This window comes from Vibrio sp. NC2 (assembly GCF_025195005.1).
GTDB classification, from domain to species: Bacteria; Pseudomonadota; Gammaproteobacteria; order Enterobacterales; family Vibrionaceae; genus Vibrio; species Vibrio splendidus.
The window spans coordinates 1-19,436 of sequence record NZ_JANVFC010000013.1; the positions used below are offsets into that span (position 1 = coordinate 1).

The 19,436-nt window shown below is 44.7% G+C and carries 15 protein-coding genes and 1 tRNA gene; 7 read left to right on the forward strand and 9 right to left on the reverse strand.

Features of this window, described 5'->3' with window-relative positions; translation table 11 throughout:
* Nucleotides 1-107 precede the first annotated feature (107 nt).
* From NX845_RS16050 to nspC, 4 genes are all read left to right on the forward strand, one after another.
* Nucleotides 108-183 (forward strand) — tRNA-Gly (locus tag NX845_RS16050).
* Nucleotides 184-1,265: 1,082 nt separating this feature from the next.
* Complete coding sequence (locus NX845_RS16055) at nucleotides 1,266-4,217, forward strand: pyridoxal phosphate-dependent class III aminotransferase (RefSeq protein WP_175400133.1); 2,952 nt, start codon at nucleotides 1,266-1,268, stop codon at nucleotides 4,215-4,217.
* A gap of 8 nt (nucleotides 4,218-4,225) precedes the next feature.
* Nucleotides 4,226-5,476 carry a carboxynorspermidine synthase gene (locus NX845_RS16060; protein WP_004733354.1) on the forward strand — a complete coding sequence of 417 codons (1,251 nt, stop codon included), beginning with the start codon at nucleotides 4,226-4,228 and terminating at the stop codon, nucleotides 5,474-5,476.
* Between the two features lie 211 nt (nucleotides 5,477-5,687).
* A complete protein-coding gene (gene nspC, locus NX845_RS16065) occupies nucleotides 5,688-6,821 on the forward strand; it encodes a carboxynorspermidine decarboxylase (protein WP_065681540.1) in 1,134 nt (377 codons plus the stop codon).
* Nucleotides 6,822-6,906: 85 nt separating this feature from the next.
* On the opposite strand, the gene NX845_RS16070 is transcribed toward nspC, so the two are convergent.
* From NX845_RS16070 to NX845_RS16085, 4 genes are all read right to left on the reverse strand, one after another.
* Nucleotides 6,907-7,443: a DUF1566 domain-containing protein gene (locus tag NX845_RS16070; RefSeq protein WP_065681539.1), complete on the reverse strand. Its 537-nt coding sequence runs from the start codon at nucleotides 7,441-7,443 to the stop codon at nucleotides 6,907-6,909.
* On the reverse strand, nucleotides 7,443-9,092 hold the full coding sequence (locus NX845_RS16075; RefSeq protein WP_237296686.1) for a DUF1566 domain-containing protein: 1,650 nt from the start codon (nucleotides 9,090-9,092) through the stop codon (nucleotides 7,443-7,445). The genes NX845_RS16070 and NX845_RS16075 overlap by 1 nt, the downstream gene beginning before the upstream one ends.
* A gap of 192 nt (nucleotides 9,093-9,284) precedes the next feature.
* Nucleotides 9,285-9,797: a glycine cleavage system protein R gene (locus tag NX845_RS16080; protein ID WP_004733356.1), complete on the reverse strand. Its 513-nt coding sequence runs from the start codon at nucleotides 9,795-9,797 to the stop codon at nucleotides 9,285-9,287.
* Nucleotides 9,798-10,050: 253 nt separating this feature from the next.
* Nucleotides 10,051-10,962 carry a DUF3943 domain-containing protein gene (locus tag NX845_RS16085; protein WP_065681537.1) on the reverse strand — a complete coding sequence of 304 codons (912 nt, stop codon included), beginning with the start codon at nucleotides 10,960-10,962 and terminating at the stop codon, nucleotides 10,051-10,053.
* Nucleotides 10,963-11,171: 209 nt separating this feature from the next.
* Between NX845_RS16085 and NX845_RS16090 the strand changes: the two genes are divergently transcribed.
* Nucleotides 11,172-12,410 carry a CinA family nicotinamide mononucleotide deamidase-related protein gene (locus tag NX845_RS16090; RefSeq protein WP_065681536.1) on the forward strand — a complete coding sequence of 413 codons (1,239 nt, stop codon included), beginning with the start codon at nucleotides 11,172-11,174 and terminating at the stop codon, nucleotides 12,408-12,410.
* Between the two features lie 161 nt (nucleotides 12,411-12,571).
* On the opposite strand, the gene NX845_RS16095 is transcribed toward NX845_RS16090, so the two are convergent.
* From NX845_RS16095 to NX845_RS16105, 3 genes are read right to left on the reverse strand one after another with little or no spacing between them, the layout of a single operon-like run.
* Nucleotides 12,572-13,417: a DmsC/YnfH family molybdoenzyme membrane anchor subunit gene (locus tag NX845_RS16095; protein WP_065681535.1), complete on the reverse strand. Its 846-nt coding sequence runs from the start codon at nucleotides 13,415-13,417 to the stop codon at nucleotides 12,572-12,574.
* 1 nt (nucleotide 13,418) lies between these two features.
* Nucleotides 13,419-14,039, reverse strand: a complete 621-nt coding sequence (locus NX845_RS16100; protein ID WP_065681534.1) for a DMSO/selenate family reductase complex B subunit — start codon at nucleotides 14,037-14,039, stop codon at nucleotides 13,419-13,421.
* Nucleotides 14,040-14,050: 11 nt separating this feature from the next.
* Nucleotides 14,051-16,489, reverse strand: a complete 2,439-nt coding sequence (locus NX845_RS16105; RefSeq protein WP_065681533.1) for a DmsA/YnfE/YnfF family dimethyl sulfoxide reductase — start codon at nucleotides 16,487-16,489, stop codon at nucleotides 14,051-14,053.
* Between the two features lie 198 nt (nucleotides 16,490-16,687).
* On the opposite strand from NX845_RS16105, the gene NX845_RS16110 reads away from it, so the two are divergent.
* Together NX845_RS16110 and napF are read left to right on the forward strand one after the other, a co-directional pair.
* The gene (locus tag NX845_RS16110) at nucleotides 16,688-17,254 is read left to right on the forward strand and encodes a molecular chaperone (RefSeq protein WP_065681532.1); all 567 of its coding nucleotides are present in this window, start codon (nucleotides 16,688-16,690) and stop codon (nucleotides 17,252-17,254) included.
* On the forward strand, nucleotides 17,254-17,766 hold the full coding sequence (gene napF / locus NX845_RS16115; protein ID WP_065681531.1) for a ferredoxin-type protein NapF: 513 nt from the start codon (nucleotides 17,254-17,256) through the stop codon (nucleotides 17,764-17,766). Before NX845_RS16110 ends, napF begins: the two co-directional genes overlap by 1 nt.
* Nucleotides 17,767-17,945: 179 nt before the next feature.
* Here the strand turns inward: napF and yfaE are convergent, their stop codons facing one another.
* A complete protein-coding gene (gene yfaE / locus NX845_RS16120; protein ID WP_004733364.1) occupies nucleotides 17,946-18,224 on the reverse strand; it encodes a class I ribonucleotide reductase maintenance protein YfaE in 279 nt (92 codons plus the stop codon).
* The gene (gene nrdB, locus NX845_RS16125; RefSeq protein ID WP_004733365.1) at nucleotides 18,224-19,357 is read right to left on the reverse strand and encodes a class Ia ribonucleoside-diphosphate reductase subunit beta; all 1,134 of its coding nucleotides are present in this window, start codon (nucleotides 19,355-19,357) and stop codon (nucleotides 18,224-18,226) included. Before nrdB ends, yfaE begins: the two co-directional genes overlap by 1 nt.
* Between the last annotated feature and the right edge of the window lie 79 nt (nucleotides 19,358-19,436).

Consider the following 19,436-nt stretch of genomic DNA (forward strand, 5'->3'; position numbering starts at 1 on the left):
TGGTAGACACAAGGGATTTAAAATCCCTCGGCGTTCGCGCTGTGCCGGTTCAAGTCCGGCCCGGGGCACCATCTATTAAAGTCTACGTCTTAACGGATGTAGCAAATGCGATACTAGCTCAGTTGGTAGAGCGCAACCTTGCCAAGGTTGAGGTCATCGGTTCGAACCCGATGTATCGCTCCAAATTAAAAAGCCCGAACAGAAATGTTCGGGCTTTTTGGTTTCTGCCGTTCAGCTTTTTCTGGTCTCACATTTTTCCTATTTGATTCCCCTAGTTAGACGGTGGGTAACATATTGAAATTCTCAAACCTTTAACTTCGTTTTAAAAGCAAGATTCCCTATGAACTCGTTCCTCGTACTAGGGAATGACGAAAGGGTGCTGAGATCTCAAAGCCACACTAGCAACGTTTGTATACCCGCGTCGTCATCCTCGGGCGTGAGGAACGAGCGAACCGGGGATCTACTTATCGTCTGCTGATTAACTTGTGTTTAACCTATTGCACCAGATAGTTTCTGAATAAAGCAATACAGCGACATGTTGTAAGGACTCCCTATGAACTCATTCTTCACGCTACGGAATGACGGAATGACGGAAAGGCGCCACAGCCTCAAAGCCATCACTAACACCGCCTGTATACCCACGTCGTCATCCTCAGGCATGAGGAACGAATGAACTGGGGATCTCCTTACCTAAAAAATAAGTTGACGATATTTTCGGCAATTTTTGAATCACTGCTGCTATTTACCAAGCTATTATTGAAAACTATTGATCGTTCATTTCACTTTATGTTACTTTCTCGCGCAATCTCGGAATGATCAATGTTCAAAAAGAGCATTGATTGCTTCTGGGGGATACGCGTAGTGACCATTCTTGCTGATTGGGACATTACGTAGGGTAGGTATCAGCTAGCCTTTAGCTGATAGACGGGATACTTATGGCGCAATTCGCCATGCTAATGGGAAACCCAACATTGAACACACTAATAACAACATTGCTAATCAGCTCTGCATTTCCAAAAGGGCCAGTTCTTCATAGCTGTCCGATACTGCAAAAATGTCCAATTCTTCAAAACAGTAGCATTACTGAACCTTGAGCTCGCGCTAACTATTTTTTGCTGTCCTAAGACGGCCTAATTTCGTATTCGTCATTTGACTTATGCGAGCGTACAGCTATATCTCATTTCTAGACAATACGCGTGTTTCACTATGAATTCTCTCTAAATCAATAGAGGGACGGTGTGCAATTGCGTCTGATGGAGGTGAGTATGAACACATTCAAGGGGATTTTTATGACTACCGCCTTTGAAGTCGATATTAATAATATCGCAAATTCATTTTCAACTATGGTTCCTATCGTTGAGGGAACTTACGACCTAACACCTGACGCTATTTTGCTTGAGCAAGAACAGCATGAGTCGGATGTACGCTCTTACCCAAGACGCCTGCCTATTGCTATTAAACGAGCATGCGGTGTTTTAGTTGAAGATACTCGTGGCCAACTCTTTCTCGATTGCTTAGCCGGTGCTGGTACACTTTCTTTGGGTTACAACCACCCTGAAATCAACCAAGCACTTAAAGATCAACTCGATTCTGGTTTGCCATACCAAACACTTGATATTACGACTCAAGCAAAAGAGACGTTTATCAAGCGAGTTAAAGCTTTTCTCCCTCAAGACTTTTCAACTAACTCTGTTCTTCAATTCTGTGGTCCATCTGGCGCTGATGCTGTGGAAGCGGCTATCAAGCTAGCCAAGCAAACAACAGGTCGTAACACCATGTTTGCTTTCCGTGGTGCTTACCATGGCATGACTAACGGCACCATGGGCATGATGGGTAACCTCGGAACTAAAGAGCGTCGTAGCGGCTTGATGTCTGACGTACATTTCATGCCTTTCCCATACAACCTTCGCTGCCCGTTTGGCATTGGTGGCGAAGCGGGTGCTAACGCGAGCATTCGTTATATCGAACGTATGTTGAATGACGACGAATCCGGCATCATGAAACCGGCTGCCATGATCGTTGAGCCTGTACAAGGTGAGGGTGGCGTGATTCCAGCTCCGGCATCTTGGCTGCAAGGTTTACGTCGCATCTGTGATGAGCACGGCATCCTACTGATCTTTGATGAAATTCAATGTGGTGTGGGTAAAACCGGCCATCGCTTTGCGTTTGAAGAATCTGGTGTTAATCCTGATATCTTGTGCCTGTCGAAGGCGATTGGTGGCGGACTGCCTATGTCGCTGCTTGTATTCGATAAGAGCATTGATACTTGGAAAGCGGGTGAGCACACCGGCACATTCCGTGGTAATCAGTTGGCAATGGTATCTGGCGCTAAGGCGTTGGAAATCATCGAACGTGATGGTTTGGTTGAGCACGCGAACATCGCAGGCCAATATTTACGTCATGGGCTTGAGAAGATTCAATCGCGTGTGAACTGTATTGCTGAAGTTCGTGGTAAAGGCCTGATGCTTGGCGCTGAGATCAAGCAACCGAATGGCGAGCTTAATAAATTTGGTGAGCCTCAATCAGACGGCGAACTGACTCTAGCGATTCAACGAGCGGCGTTAGAGCGTGGCTTGATGGTCGAAAAGGGTGGTCGTGATGGTTCGGTTATTCGTTTCCTTCCACCAATGATTATCTCTTTCGAACAAATCGACTTTGCATTGCTAGTGATGGAAGAAGCCATCATCGCAGCGGGTGGTGGTTTAAAACAAGACCAAACACAAAGCGAAGAATCAAATCAAGAATGGAACAAGCATTTCATCCAGACGGGTTTAGGCGGTAGCAACGAATTTGCTAACGTGATGAACCAAACTACTCAAGCGATGAAAGCGGTTTTTGAACAGGTTGAAGCCCCTTACTCAGGTTTAGACCCTAAAGTGCTAGAAGCAGCCATCAAAGCTGTTGACCTCGATAACAACCAACACGCGTTGGTTGATGTTGTGGATAGCACGGCTGACTTAGTTGCAGCGAACTCTATCTTTGTGCAACACCCAGACTGTATTGCACACCTTCACACGCCTCCTCTTATGGCTTCTGTTGCTGCGGAATCCATTATCGCGGCGTTGAATCAATCAATGGATTCATGGGACCAAGCATCTGCAGCGACTTATGTTGAACAACGAGTCGTGGATTGGATGTGTGAGAAATACCAACTTGGCGATCAAGCTGATGGTGTTTTTACAAGCGGCGGCACGCAAAGTAACCTAATGGGTTTATTGCTAGCGAGAGACTGGGTTGCCGATAAGCACGATGGCCACTCAATCCAAAAGTTAGGTTTGCCAGAGTACGCGAGCAAACTGCGTATCTTATGTTCAAAGAAATCTCACTTCACGGTTCAAAAATCCGCATCTTTAATGGGATTAGGCGAAGCGGCAGTGTGCTGTGTTGATACCAATGCAAACGGCACCATCAAAGCTGATTTGTTAGACGCAGAAGTGAAAGCACTTAAAGCTCAAGGGTTGATTCCTTTTGCTGTGGTTGGCACGGCGGGTACAACCGATCACGGTGCTATCGATGACCTGGAAGCGATTGCAGACATCGCAAGCCAACAAGATCTTTGGTTCCATGTCGACAGTGCTTACGGTGGCGCACTTATTTTAAGTAGCCATAAAGCTCGCCTGAAAGGCATCGAGAAAGCGGATTCAGTGAGCGTTGATTTCCACAAGTTGTTCTTCCAAACCATCAGCTGTGGCGCAGTGCTTCTCAAAGACAAAGCGAACTTTAAGTACCTACTGCATCATGCAGACTATTTGAATCGCGAGCACGATGAACTGCCGAATCTAGTCGATAAGTCTATTGCGACCACCAAGCGTTTCGATGCACTGAAAGTGTTCATGACGATGCAAAGCGTTGGACCAAAGCAACTGGGTGATATGTACGACCATCTTCTAGAGCAGACGCTTGAAGTTGCTGATCTGATTCAGGAGCATGACGATTTCGAGTTGCTTGCTGAGCCGTCACTGTCGACTGTGCTGTTCCGTTCGGTTCCTAGTAATGGGCAATCAGCAAACAGCGCTATGGATTTGGACAAACTGAATCAAACGTTAAGACTGGAAGCGCTGACTCGTGGTGTTGCCGTGCTTGGCGAAACGGTCGTTGATGGTAAAAGTGCGCTGAAATTCACTATCTTGAATCCGTGCTTAACGACATCAGATTTCAAATCTCTAATTAACAAAATTCAAACTTTAGCTATTGAGCTAGCAGAACAACAAGGGTAATTAAAACTATGGCTATTCTACAAATTGGTGCAGGCGGCGTCGGTTGGGTTGTTGCACATAAAGCAGCACAAAATAACGAAGTACTGGGTGATATCACGATCGCTTCTCGCACAATCGCGAAGTGTGAAAAAATCATCGAATCTATCAAGGGCAAAAACAACCTTAAAGATTCAACTAAGAAACTAGAAGCACGTTCAGTAGACGCTGACGATGTTGATGCGCTTGTTGCTTTGATTAAAGAAGTTAAGCCGGATCTAGTGATCAATGCTGGTCCTCCTTGGGTAAACATGGCGATCATGGAAGCGTGTTACCAATCTAAAGTCTCTTACCTAGATACATCGGTAGCGGTTGACCTATGTTCTGAAGGTCAACAAGTACCACAAGCCTACGATTGGCAATGGGGTTACCGTGAGAAGTTCGCTGAAGCGGGCATCACAGGTATTCTTGGCGCTGGTTTTGATCCAGGTGTGGTATCAATCTTTGCGGCGTACGCGGTTAAGCACTTGTTCGATGAGATTGACTCAATTGACGTGATGGACGTGAATGCTGGCGATCACGGCAAGAAGTTTGCGACAAACTTTGACCCAGAAACCAACATGCTTGAGATCCAAGGCGATTCTTTCTACTGGGAAAATGAAGAGTGGAAACAAGTACCTTGTCACTCTCGTATGCTTGAGTTTGAATTCCCTAACTGTGGCTCTCATAAAGTGTACTCAATGGCACACGATGAAGTGCGTTCAATGAAAGAGTTCATCCCAGCTAAGCGTATCGAATTCTGGATGGGCTTCGGCGATGCATACCTGAACTACTTCAACTGCATGCGTGATATCGGCCTTCTTAGCCCAGATCCGCTAACACTGCACGATGGCACTGTGGTTCAGCCTCTACATGTTCTTAAAGCACTGCTACCAGATCCAACATCTTTGGCCCCGGGTTACACAGGTTTAACGTGTATCGGTACTTGGGTTCAAGGTAAGAAAGACGGTAAAGAGCGCAGCGTATTCATCTACAATAACGCAGACCACGAAGTGGCTTACGAAGACGTAGAGCACCAAGCGATCTCTTACACAACAGGTGTTCCAGCAATTACCGCTGCACTTCAGTTCTTCCGTGGCGAATGGGCTGATAAAGGCGTGTTCAACATGGAACAGTTAAACCCAGACCCGTTCCTAGCAACCATGCCTGAAATCGGTCTAGATTGGCACGTTCAAGAGCTAGAGCCTACAGCCGGTCTACCTCTAATCCATACTTTGAAGTAATTTCTGGCTCTTTGCCCTTGTCGCGTAGTCCATCGTGCTCATTTACGTTCGTAAACTCCGCGCGATGTCCTAGCGACAAGGTCAAAGCTCTGCGAATTCCATTCAAAGTCATATGATTGACGAGAACGTATAATTACAAGCCGATGCTGTTGCGTCGGCTTTGTTCGATTATCATGTGCCTTCGTGAACTCGAGGGCCGCAAGGTATTAACATGCAAAACAACGAACTAAAAACGCCTTATTTCATGATCAACGAAGAAAAGTTGATTGCGAATTTAGAGATAGCTAAGCAGCTGAAAGAGATTTCAGGTGTGAAGTTGGTATTGGCACTCAAGTGTTTCTCGACATGGGGTGTGTTTGACATCATCAAACCTTACCTCGATGGCACGACAAGCTCTGGTCCATACGAAGTGAAACTAGGCCATGAAACTTTCGGTGGTGAAACGCACGCTTACAGTGTGGGTTACAGCGAAGATGACGTGAGAGAAGTTGCCGATATCTGCGACAAGATGATCTTCAACTCACAAAGCCAGTTCGCAGCGTACCGTCATATCGTTGAAGGTAAGGCTTCGCTGGGTTTACGTTTAAATCCAGGAGTGAGCTACGCAGGGCAAGACTTGGCAAACCCTGCGCGTCAATTCTCGCGTTTGGGTGTGCAAGCTGATCACATCAAGCCGGAAATCTTCGATGAGATTAATGGTGTAATGTTCCACATGAACTGTGAGAACAAAGACGTTGATGCGTTTATCGGCCTACTTGATTCAATCTCAGAACAGTTTGGTGAGCATTTAGATAAATTGGACTGGGTGAGCATGGGCGGTGGTGTGTTCTTCACATGGCCGGGCTATGACATTGAAAAGCTTGGTCTTGCGCTAAAAGCCTTCTCTGAAAAGCACGGCGTGCAGATGTACCTTGAGCCGGGTGAAGCCATCATCACTAAAACAACTGACTTGGTTGTGACAGTGGTTGATATCGTAGAGAACGTGAAGAAAACCGCTATTGTGGATTCAGCTACCGAGGCACACCGCCTTGATACGCTTATCTATAATGAACCAGCATCGGTATTAGAAGCGTCTGAAAATGGTAGTCATGACTATGTGATTGGCTCATGTTCATGCTTGGCTGGCGACCAGTTCTGCGAAGCGAGTTTTGATGAGCCGCTGAAAATTGGTCAAAAGCTGCATCTGTTGGACAGTGCGGGTTACACCATGGTGAAACTGAACTGGTTCAACGGCCTTAAAATGCCTTCAATCTACTGTGAGCGCAGCAGTGGCGAAGTTCAGAAATTGAATGAATTCGGCTATGAAGACTTCAAGCGTTCTCTGTCACAGTGGTCAGTTAAGTAACTGAGTCATAAGCTTCAGAACAATAAAAGAGCAGCCGGTGAGCTGCTCATTTTGATTTTGGACTCTTACTTGATGAAAGAATGTTTTACTCGTTCAATTCTTTTACTAAGCGGATAAGGGTCATCCCACTTGAATTTGTGGTTACTTCTTGTGCTTCTGTGAAGTCAATTATCAATCCGTCGTGATTAGTATTGATACCATTATTGTCCGGAGTATTTGTCCAATAAGGTGCATTTATTGTTGTTGGGAAGTAACTCAGATTAATAGCTGGCTGAGTACAGCGGTAATCAACAATGGAACCAAGCTCTTTGATATTTGGTAGCCTAAAACTATTTTGAGATCCAATTGTTGTTAATGTTGTATCAGCCGCCGCGGCCAAAGCATCTTGAAAAGTGATGTAGTTCGTAGGGAACCCGCTACAAAGATTACTTTCTATATCATAGGCTTCCCCGAGACTGCATTTGGCCCATAACAGGTTGGTGTGTGTATCTAAAATCGTTCCATCTTGGCGGTCGATGAATTGACCATCAGTTTGGGAAGCGGGTTGATTGTCAACACAGGTTTGAGCGGAGCTTAAACTCGGAGCAAATAGGGTTGCTAAAACATAATATTTAAGTTTCATTATTCGATTACTCCACTTACTGCGATAACACCTTGATAAGTGCCTTTGTTACAAAGTTTCATTTGCCCGCTTGATGTATTCATACACCATGCACTGCTGCTGGCTCCAACAGAAGTGGACTGCGTAAAAATAGTATCAACAGAGCTTACGTTCTTGATGTATGGGAAGTAATCAACAGTCGTTGGGTCAATAGTGCCCACATTATAGTTAATAAATGAACGAGCTTCTGCAGGAGAAGGCAAACGCCAGTTATTGACGCCACATGCACCAAAGCTATTTAGGTTGGCTAAGTAACCTTCGGCATCACAACGTCTATTACCTGAAGAATTGGTCGAGTAAGCACACGCAGAAGAAATTGGTCCGTCAGCCAGAAGTTCATCATTTTTATGACCGGCAGAACCGCCATTCGTTGTGGAAACTGAATCATACCATGTGTATTGGTAGGCAGCGCTGCGCCAGTAGGCCGATTTTGTCGAATATGGGTACGGGTTTGCATCAGGGGCATTGGCGTAATCTTCTAACCATTGATCGATTGCGCTTTGATTTGGTAAGTCGATTGGTTGCTGTTTGGCTTCAATATACATACCTGTTCGTTCATCTCGAACGCAAGACCAATCCGTGGCGCTATTTGGAAGAATGTTGCCACTGTAATCTAATTTAGTGAATTTAAAGCCGTATTGACCGTCTGAGTGGTCTGTACCGTTAGTACTATCCAAACCATAACTGGCATCTTGCCCGGGGTAATTAGCTGGCGCTGATATTAAATCGTGGGTTGCACCATCAGAGTAGGTAGCAAAACCCGTATCGTTAATCTGTCTATCACCGGGTATATAAAATGACAGTGAGTTGTGATCGCTATCGATCGAGGTATTTCCGCTACTGGACATGGCGAATATAACCGATTCCCCGCCTTCACTTAGCCTATCTTGTTTGGCTGTTACTTTTATTGCGTGCGTTAAACTTTCGGCGGGAATCGTAATAGTCATGCTACTAAGATTACTGGTGTAATCATCATTTGAAGCTGTCCCACTTTTTTCTAGCGTAACGGTAATATCTTGGTAGGAATAGTGGCTTAACTCAATGTTACTGCTGTCACTATCCCCTTCTAAGACCACTTTGCTGGTGTCGCTATAGCGAATACTTGGTTCAGAATCACTATCGGATAACGTCACATTTGTTTGAGCATTGTCGATCTTATATAGATCGCTACCATCTGCGCTAATAGAGTAATGAAGTGTTTTACTTCCTTCATACAGATTATTGTGCACAAGGTTTAATGGCAGAGCTGCGTTTGTTGCTCCTGCCGCAATCTTGACGTTTTGGCTAGAGATAACATCGTAGTTCTTGAACGCACCACTGGAACGTGTCGTCACGTCACTGGTTGAGATCGTCAAGGTTAGATCTTGGCTTAAGGCTTCGGAAAGAGAAACGGTGATCGACTCTGTTTTTGACCCTGATTGTGGTTCAGACAATGAAACACTATTAGGGAGGCTAACAGTAACCGGGGAAGAGGATGAACCAGTACTGGTTCCTGTCGTTGTTGTTCCACTGTCATTATTTTCATGGCCGCTTTTACAGCCGCTAAATAGTGTTGTGAGAAGGATTACTGAGATGGCATTGAGTTGCCAACTCGACCTTTTTCTTTCCATGTATCAACCTAAGCTACTAAATTATATAAGATATCTATGGTAACAATAAATCCATATAAATGCTTGGTTTCATATGTATAGGTTATGTGTTTCTATCCTTTTTATTTGTATTTTTGTGATTTATGTAAGTGAAGTGTGTTTCTCATTAGTTAACCTCCCAACAACGAATCCATTGTCGGGAGGGTAGGTAACTTAGCTCTCAATCATCACTCTAGTATCTTCGCTGAGTGTTTCTAGTTCATTCACTACGTCATCAATCAAAACTTCGATTGGTAGCTTAACGGCAATCTTGGAAGTAAATAAGCTTGAGCTAACACCACCGCCGCCAGCGATGAAAACTCGGTGGCAATCCATATCAAGAATGCTGATCCCTTGTCTGTCCAATACATGTGTCACTTCGTTGACGATACCCGCTCTGTCGTTAGAGTCGAGTCTTAGGTGATGGATTGTGTCTTGAGCATTGTGCGTATGATCTGAATCGACAAACTGTACGATGAGATCTGGATTGGCGCTGAAAGCTTCTTTGACAATCGATTCGTTGATGGCTGGAAGTTGAACCTTAAGTACGCCTGCGACTTGGTCTTCAATAAAGTTCACTTTACTGATGAGCCATTTGCCGTCGTTTTCGTGAGTAACCGCAGCAAGTTGTTTGATTGTTGCTGGTGATGCTTTTCCGATAAAGTTTACGATAAATGTACTGTTCATATCAGCCCCCAAAGTTTCAATGATTCGTTGCTAATTAAATGTTTGATATCACGCGATAAAGTTCTTTAATTTCAGTGTAGAAGTTTACATCGAACAATGTTTGACCTATGTCAATTTTTGAAACTAAGCTGTGATGTAAAAAAAGAGAATGAAGAGTAGGGCACAAAAAAAGCGGCTAGAGAGCCGCTTTTTACAAGAGTTGTCGCTTTTATTAGGAATGCAGTAACTTGAAATTCATAGACTGAAAGACGATTTAGAACGTTACTTTAAAGTTCATACCAACAAATTGAGAATCGTATCGTGCGCCAGCATCGTAGGCGAATCGAGCGGCGTCTTGGTTATCCCACCAAGGGTTAGTATTCAGATTAACTTCTGCGTCACCACCCCATGCATCACTTACCCAGTAGTGGATATGGCCAACAGGGTTAAGGAAGAATAACGAAACATCACCCATGGTTTGAGAACCCATCACTTCGCCACCAGAAGCAACGATATCTTGCTCGGTTTCTAGCATTATTTCACCCACAACCGCACCGAAGAAAGGTGTGATGAAGAGATCTTGCCATGACGGTACTTCAGCAAACGCTTCTACGCCATATTCCCAGAAGAAGGTCGACATTGTCCAAGAGTATAAGAAAGACTCAAACTCGTCGTAACCAGCATGTCGAGCTGCGGTGTAGTAAACACCACCGAAATAAGGGTGCATCACGTAGTTTAGGAAGTGTTCGTCACGGTCCCATACTGGGCCTTCGGAAACGTTATCTTTCCATTTTTTACCCAGTGCGCTGATATCACGTTGGTCATCATCCCACTTAGTGATACTTTCAGGTAAAAGAGTCATTAGACCAACGGTTGCGACACTTAGGCCAAGAATTGTGTAGGTTTGACCCATTAAGTAATCCCAATCTTTGCCATCGCTGACAGTAAGGTAGATTGGTTGCTTATCGATCGTTAGATCGTACTGATCACTTGATTCGCTTAGTGCATAGTTCTTGCTAGGCTTGTAGGTGTACAAGCTTTCATTAACACAGTAATCTTGAGCACATTCATCCGAGTAAGAAAGGTTGATTGGCTGGTCGAAGTCGTATTGGCTTGCAACCGAGTTAACTGACATTAGCATTGAAAATGCAGCAGTAACCTTCGTTAGTAACGGTGATTTGGCCACAAGGGTCTCCATGAGAAGTTAAGAATTGATCAGAGTCACAATTATCTATTAAATGCCTGATTTAGGGAACTAATAATTTATTGCTTTTCCTAAGAAAACCTTAGATTTAACATTATTAATATTTGTGAAAAGATGAAATGTCTCAAACTCAACCATAGACCAGTTTGTAAATAATGCAGTGTCTTTTTATGACTACAAAGGATAGAAATATGACGAAAATCGCAATGTTAAGCACTGGTGAAGAAGTTCTTCATGGGGACATTGTAGACACAAACGCAGCTTGGATGTCTGCTGAGTTTTATCAGCACGGTTTTGCCCTAGCGAAACGTTCGACTGTGGGTGACCAAATGAATGCTCTAGTTGAAGAACTGCTGATGCTGAGTTTTAACTATGATGTGGTTATCGTTAATGGTGGATTAGGACCGACAACTGATGATATGAGTGCTGCAGCTGCTGCAACGGCTTCAGAGCAGAAACTCGTCATGTTCCCTGAATGGCTGACTCGTATGGAAGAGATGTTTTCTGGACGCGGTATGCCGATGCCGGATAGCAACCTTAAACAAGCATTGCTGCCAGCGAGTTCAGAGATTGTCGATAACCCTGTGGGGACGGCTTGCGGCTTCAAACTGAAAATCAATGATGCGACTTTCTATTTCACTCCGGGTGTACCGAGTGAATTCAAACGCATGGTGACGTTTGAGATTATTCCTGATTTGTCGCGTACTTACCCTCAAGTGGTTGCCTCTGAATGCAGTCGACTGTTTACGTTTGGTTTGTCTGAATCCGGTATCTCCGATGTTTTGGACCAATTAAAGCTGCCAGAAGGTTATGAGTTGGGTTATCGCTCTTATCTGCCGTTCATTGAGGTGAAACTGTTTGGTCCTAAGGCAGACTTAGAAACTCGCGTTAAGTTGCTGCAAATGGTTTACAAGTTGCTAGAAAGTAATGTCGTCAGTGTTGATGAGCCTATGATTGATCATATTGGACACATCATGGCTGAGAAAAAGAAGACGTTATCTGTCTCTGAAGTGTCGACCAAAGGCGCATTGTCAGCGTGGCTGCAATTGAATGAGCAGGTTGAAGATTGCTTCGGGCATTCGTGGGTGATGGCTGAGCCAAAAGAGAGTGAACTTGAGAAGAGCGATCCATTAGCGGCAACCTTTGCTCTGGCTGGAGCAACAAGAGAGAAGTGCGGTACTGAGCTAGCTTTGGTGACTGGCAAGTTAGAAGGCAACACATTCAGCGTTGCATTGTCGACCGAAGCGGGAGAGTGGGGCCAGGTGCTTGAATTTTATCGTCAATACTCACGCGAAGACCAACGTAACGTGATTAAGACCGTTGCTGCCGATATGCTGAGAAGGCATTTAGACAACAAACCGATGTTTGGTACTTACTCTTCGGTTAAGCGATTGAAAGACATGTTTATTCCAGCGGCTATTATTAAGTAAGTATTTAGGCGAGCTAACCAAGTCTGTACTAAAAACGCGAGAAAAAACGAAATAAAAAGGCCCAACATCTAAATAGGTGTTGGGCCTTTAGTTTATCTAGCCTTCTAGATAACCAAACAAGCAGCTATGTTTACACGTAACTCATGTCTGTAAGAACTTGATTACAAACCGCTTGTCATATGTAGACTATAGAACAAACCACGGCCGATTAACTCTGAAGCCAAGAACAGTACCAATGCTAAGCCTAGGTTTACTGGGTTCACTTTTGCTTTGTTCAGCATAGGTAGAATCCAAATCAACAAGCTTGCCATCAACAATGCAACTTGAAGAATCACATAGTTGCCTAAACCGTCAACCAACTCAGATGCTTTTGCCGCTGAAGTTTGGATGTCACCGATTAGGTTCAGTTTTCCTACGGTCACAAGCAAGCTGATAGCAACTGCGATAACAGCCAGCATGGTGATGTTACGGTCAACCGTAAAGCGGCTGTCTTTTGCGAATACAATCACAAACTGAGACAGCAGCAAGCCTCCCACAACCATCGTCATGATGAAGCTCAGTGGTGTGTAGATGTTGTCCCACGTCGGTACAGTGTTGATCATGTATACGTTGATCATTGCGTACATGAAGATAACACCCAACACCATCGCGCTAACCATCAGTGCTTTCTGGATAGCAACGCCACCTTTCTTAAGCACAGACAATAGCCATTGCAGGCCACCGACAGCGAAGAATGCCGCACCGAAGAACACTTCGTTAGACAACCAAGCAGAGCCTAGTTGGTTAAAGGCATTAAACGCGCGCAGTGGAGAACCAAGGTGCGTTGTCGAGAACATGAAGCCAAGACCCATTAGTGCCCACAGAATGAACATTGGAACCTTGTAGCTGTTCAGCTTCTCTTCGTCATGACCAAGTACCAGTGCACGTGCGCCAATCAGTAAGTAACCACCAACCGCAGTTTGCGCCAGCACAGTAAAGAAGATTAAAGACCACTCATGAAAAATCATCTTACACCTCCTTCGGGTTTGCTAGGTGACCACTGGTATCGCCAGTCGGCTTCGCGTTTTTGTTCAGCTTAATCACGATGTTCGGTAGCGTTTCTGTTGAAGATGGCAGTGGAGCCACATCCGCACCAGAGCCGTACTTCTCGCGAAGTGTATTGATTTCGCCAAACTCCAACGCGCGAAGTGGGCAAGACTCAACACAGATAGGCTGTTTGCCTTCAGAAACACGTTGGTAACAACCATCGCATTTAGTCATGTGACCTTTCTTAGCATTGTATTGTGGTGCGCCGTAAGGACAGGCATTGCTACAGTGCTGACAACCAATACATACGCTCTCATCAACCACAACCAAACCGTCTTCATCACGCTTGTGCATCGCGCCCGAAGGACACACTTTCACACACGCTGGGTTACTACAGTGGTTACAAGCGATAGATAGGTAGTAAGAAAAGACATCTTTCTGAACCCAGGTATCGCCATCTTGAGTGAAGCCACCACCTGCGTATTCGTATACGCGACGGTAGTTCGTTTTGATGTCTAGATCGTTATAATCTTTACAAGCAAGCTGACAGGTTTTACAACCCGTGCATTTACTTGAATCAATGTAAAAGCCGTATTGTTTCATTCCAACCTACCTTATGCTTTGTTTAGCGCTTTGATTTGAACTAGGTTTGTATGCTGAGGGTTACCCTTAGCAAGTGGGCTCGGGCGCTGAGTCGTCAGCACGTTGATAGAGCCTGCATGGTCGATCTTCTGACCATCTGGTGCGTACCATGCACCTTCGCCTAGTGCGACAACTCGAGGAAGAATCCTTGGTGTCACTTTCGCTGGAATATGAACTTCGCCACGGTCGTTGAAAATACTCACCATGTCGCCATTTTTAATACCGCGCTCTTGAGCATCAATCGGGTTGATCCACAATTCTTGCGGTGCTGCTGCTTTGATTTCAGCAACGTTGCCGTAAGTCGAGTGAGTACGAGCCTTGTAGTGGAAACCGGTTAGCTGAAGTGGGTATTTCTCTGCTAGTGGGTCGTTATGACCTTCGAAAGAGTCCGCGTAAATCGGAAGTGGGTGAATCACTTCGTCTTCTTTCAGCTTCCAAGTCTTCGCGATATCAGCCAGTTGCTCTGAGTAGATCTCGATCTTGCCACTTGGTGTGGTCAGTGGATTCGCTTCTGGATCTTTGCGGAAGTCTTCGTAAGCAATGTAGTGGTGGTCGTAGCTACGTTTGTAGATACCTAGATCTTTCATCTCTTCGAAGGTTGGCAGTGTTGGATCGTTCTTACGAGTTTCAGCGTAAAGATGCTCAATCCATTGCTCTTGAGTTCGGCCTTCTGTGAACTCTTTTTCGACGCTCATACGCTTAGCTAACTGAGAGCACATTTCATAGATAGATTTCGCTTCGAATTGAGGTTCGATTGCTTTCTGCGCGTAGATGAAGTAAGGCATATTCGCTGCTTTACCATCCATACACCAGTCGTCTTGCTCAGACGTTGTTAAGTCTGGCAGGATGATATCGGCGTATTTCGCTGAAGAAGTCATATGGTTATCAACCACAACAATCATTTCACACGCACTTTCATCTTGAAGAATCGCGTGAGTCTTGTTGATGTCTGAGTGTTGGTTGATGATGCAGTTACCTGCGTAGTTCCAGATCATCTTGATTGGGTTCTTAAGGCGCTCTGCACCGCGAACACCGTCAGTGATGTCGGTCATTTCATGGTGACGGTAAATTGCATCTGTCCACATGAACATTGAAATAGACGTTTCAACTGGGTTTGGCACAGTAGGGAAGCGAACAAACGGAATGTTGATGTCACTTTCACGAGCACCTGTTGAACCGCCAGACACACCCACAGAACCGGTGAGTAATGACAGCATTGCGATTGCACGACACGCTAGCTCACCGTTCGCAGTACGTTGCAGGCCCCAGCCTTGGTGGATTGCGCACGGTTTTGCTGTGCCCATCTCACGACCAAGCTTAACGATAGTATCAACGGGAATACCGGTGATCTTAGAAGCCCATTCTGGTGTCTTCTCTACGCCATCTTCACCTAAACCTAGGATGTAAGATTTGTAGTCGCTGTTTTTAGGCGCCGATGCCGGCAGTGTCTTCTCGTCGTAACCTACGCAGTATTTATCTAGGAACGGTTGGTCGACAAGGTCTTCAGTGATCATCACGTGCGCAAGACCAGCAACCAATGCAGCATCTGTAGAAGGACGGATTGGGATCCATTGATCTTCACGGCCACCGGCAGTATCGGTGTAGCGAGGGTCGATGATGATCGTTCTTGCGTTCGATTTGTTTTTGCTTTCTACGTAATGGTGAATCAGACCGCCGCCAGACATACGAGTCTCAGCAGGGTTGTTACCAAATTGGATGTTAAGCTTGGTGTTCTCTAGGTCAGAGAAAGAGTTGTTGTTTGCCCAACCACCGTAGGTGTAGCTCAAGCCTTTCGCGATTTGCGCCGTTGAGTAGTCACCGTAATGGTTTAGGTAACCACCACTTAAGTTCATTAGACGAGCAATCAGCGTTTGAGCTGGTGGCCAAGACTTAGTTACCGTACCGCCCAGCGTACCAGTACCGTAGTTTAGGTAGATGGTGTCGTTACCGTAGTCTTTGATAAGACGTTGCATGGTGCCAGCGACTTCATCGTAAGCCTCTTCCCAGCTAATACGCTTGAACTTACCTTCACCACGTTTACCCACGCGTTTCATTGGGTATTTCAGGCGATCTGGGTTGTAAACACGGCGACGCATAGAGCGACCACGTAGACAAGCACGAACTTGGTGATGACCGTATTCGTCAGTACCTGTGTTGTCTGTTTCTACGTATTTGATTTCACCGTTTTGTACATGCATCCGTAATGGGCAGCGAGAGCCACAGTTTACTGTACATGCACTCCATACGATTTTCTCATCCACATTCTCAGCAACCGCAGCCGCTACGGGTTTGGATTTGAAAGGTAACGCAATACCGCCTGCGAGTGCAGCTGCGCTGCCTACTGCAGAAGAAGCCTTCATGAAGCCTCTTCGAGTAAGATTCATTACCCCAGATTCTTTCTTATTCGTCATTCTAAGATGCCTATTGTTATTGATGACTAGCACTTTATAGGTAGTTTTGTTTTTGTCTTTTAATTTTTAAATATTGATTGATTGGCATCAAATAAGAGCGAAATTTAAATGTTATGAATCGAATGTATAAAATGGATCAAAGAATTAAATGTATTTATTAATATAATTATCTTTAAACCTATAACGGTATAAATAATAATGATTATCGATACGCATAAATTATTGGGTTCGCTATTTTATCAAGCGACAAGTAAAGAACAGTTGATCACCATTGTCGAAGCTTTGGTGGAGAGTGAAGTGCTCTCCGAAGAATGCTTGCTCGCATTGATAAGTGAAGACGAAGATGCACTCTCAGCGGAGTTTAGCCGCCTGTTTGAAGGCGTTGGCGACATGCCAGCTCCGCCTTGGGGATCTGTTTACCTAGATAAAGACCGCATTGTGTTCGGTGCTTCTACTGTAAAGTATCGACAGTTTTTAGAATTGAATCAGATTGAATTAGACACGGGCTTAAGAGAACCGGAAGATCAATTTGGTTTAATGTTATTCGCCCATGCGTATTTGTTAGAGAATAATAATATTGATTCAGCGCGTGAATTATTAGAGATCCATTTATTAACTTGGTCTCGTGTTTATTTGGAAAAATTAAATACAGCATCAGAACTATCTTTTTATAAGAAGTTATCAACTGATGTAATAGATTGGCTTAAATACCTAACATCTGAATATAAAATAAACGTTGCTGCCAAAAAGTTATATATCGACTAATGTCTGAACAAATAAATTCAAATAGACGCGGTTTCTTAACTCGACTTTCTAAACCGGTTAAAGCCGCCGCGAATTATGAAGAGAAGTCACAACGCTCGCATGCAAGGCCGCCAAGAGCGGTCGATGAGGTGCTGTTTGAGCGTCTTTGCGACGGTTGTGGGTTGTGTGAGCAAGCGTGTCCGAATAGCGTTATTGAGATGCTAGAGGGCAGTGCGCTGCTGAATTTGGATTACAACAGTTGTTCTATGTGTAACAAATGCACTGAAGTGTGTCCGACTGGCGCGCTTCATCCAACGGTCACACCTTATATCGACCTCAAGCCTAGCTTTGCTGATAGCTGTAATAACTACATGCAAATGGAATGTTCAGCATGCCAAGCTGCTTGTTCAGCAAGTGCGATTCAAATCGAAGCAGGGGAGTTGCCTACGGTGGACAAAGATAAGTGTAACGGCTGCGGAGAGTGCCGAAGCGCTTGTTACATTGGCTCAGTGACTTTGAACCTTATTCAGTAGTAAACGTCTGGTTTGGCTTTGTGGCAGCAAGTTAGCAGAAAGGCTTTGGTTGAGTGAGAGGCGAGTCGTCTCAGATACCTAAAGACATAAATAGAAAAGGGTCCGCATTCCTAGAGGAAGCGGACCCTTTTTAGTTCTTATTGAAGTTATTCGAGCAAAGCGACCTAAAGCCAGTTGGCTTATGCGCGTTTTTGCTTGCTTCTATGAATAACGTTACTCAGCGATAGCTCAGTTTTTGCTTTGCAGATGCATGGCAAAATTTCATTGGCTTGTGTGTAAGCCATAGCAAAACCAACGTACTCGACTTCACCAGAATCCAACGTACAGCGGCAAGCGCCACAGTGGCCATCTCGGCAGTTGTATTCCGGCTCTAACCCCGCTTGTTCCATTGTTTCCAACAGAGTATTTGAAGGGTTAGATTCAATAGAAGTCAGCTTGTTGATTTTGATTGTTGGCATTACAGCTCAAACCCTTCAAAGTCGTCAGCTTTTACTTCGTTGTCGATTTGGCCAACTAGGTAAGAACTGATTTCAGCTTCTTGTGGAGCAACTTGAACGTTATCTGAAGACAACCAAGCGTTGATCCATGGAATTGGGTTCGACGTTGCTTCTGGGTAAGCGGTACCTAGACCAACAGCCTGCATACGGATGTTAGTGATGTACTCAACGTATTGGCAAAGAATATCTTTGTTTAGACCAATCATAGAACCATCTTTGAATAGGTATTCTGCCCACTCTTTTTCTTGCTCAGCCGCTTCTTTGAATAGGTCGAAACACTCTTGCTTACACTCTTCAGCGATCTGCATGAATTCGAAGTCATCTTGGCCATTACGTAGCAAGTTGATCATGTGCTGTGTACCAGTAAGGTGAAGTGCTTCATCACGAGCGATTAGCTTGATGATCTTCGCGTTACCTTCCATTAGCTCACGCTCTGCGAATGCAAATGAACATGCAAAGCTTACGTAGAAACGAATCGCTTCCAGTGCATTTACAGACATTAGGCATACGTAAAGCTTCTTCTTCAGATCATGAAGTGAAATCTTAACGTCTTCGCCGTTGATGTTGTGGTTGCCTTCACCGTAGCGGTGGTAGTCAGCCGTCAGCTTGATCAAATCATCGTAGTAAAACGCGATGTCTTTCGCACGTTTCAGGATCTCTTCGTTCTCAACGATATCGTCGAATACTACGCCTGGATCATTCACGATGTTACGGATGATGTGCGTGTATGAACGAGAGTGAATCGTTTCAGAGAATGACCAAGTCTCAATCCAAGTTTCAACTTCTGGCAGTGATACCAAAGGAAGTAGGGCAACGTTAGGGCTGCGGCCTTGGATTGAATCTAGAAGTGTTTGGTACTTCAGGTTAGAGATGAAGATGTGCTTTTCATGCTCAGGAAGCTTGTTGTAGTCGATACGGTCGCTAGACACGTCTACTTCTTCTGGACGCCAGAAGAAAGAAAGCTGCTTTTCGATCAACTTTTCGAAGATTTCGAATTTCTGTTGGTCGTAACGTGCAACGTTTACCGACTGACCCAAGAACATTGGTTCTTTTAGTTGGTCATTTTTTTGTTGAGAAAAAGTACTGTAAGCCATAAATGCCTCAAATCCTTTAAAGACCCGCAATAAAACGGACCCTGTTAATGCTTTAAACCCAGAGAAGATAACTTCTCTG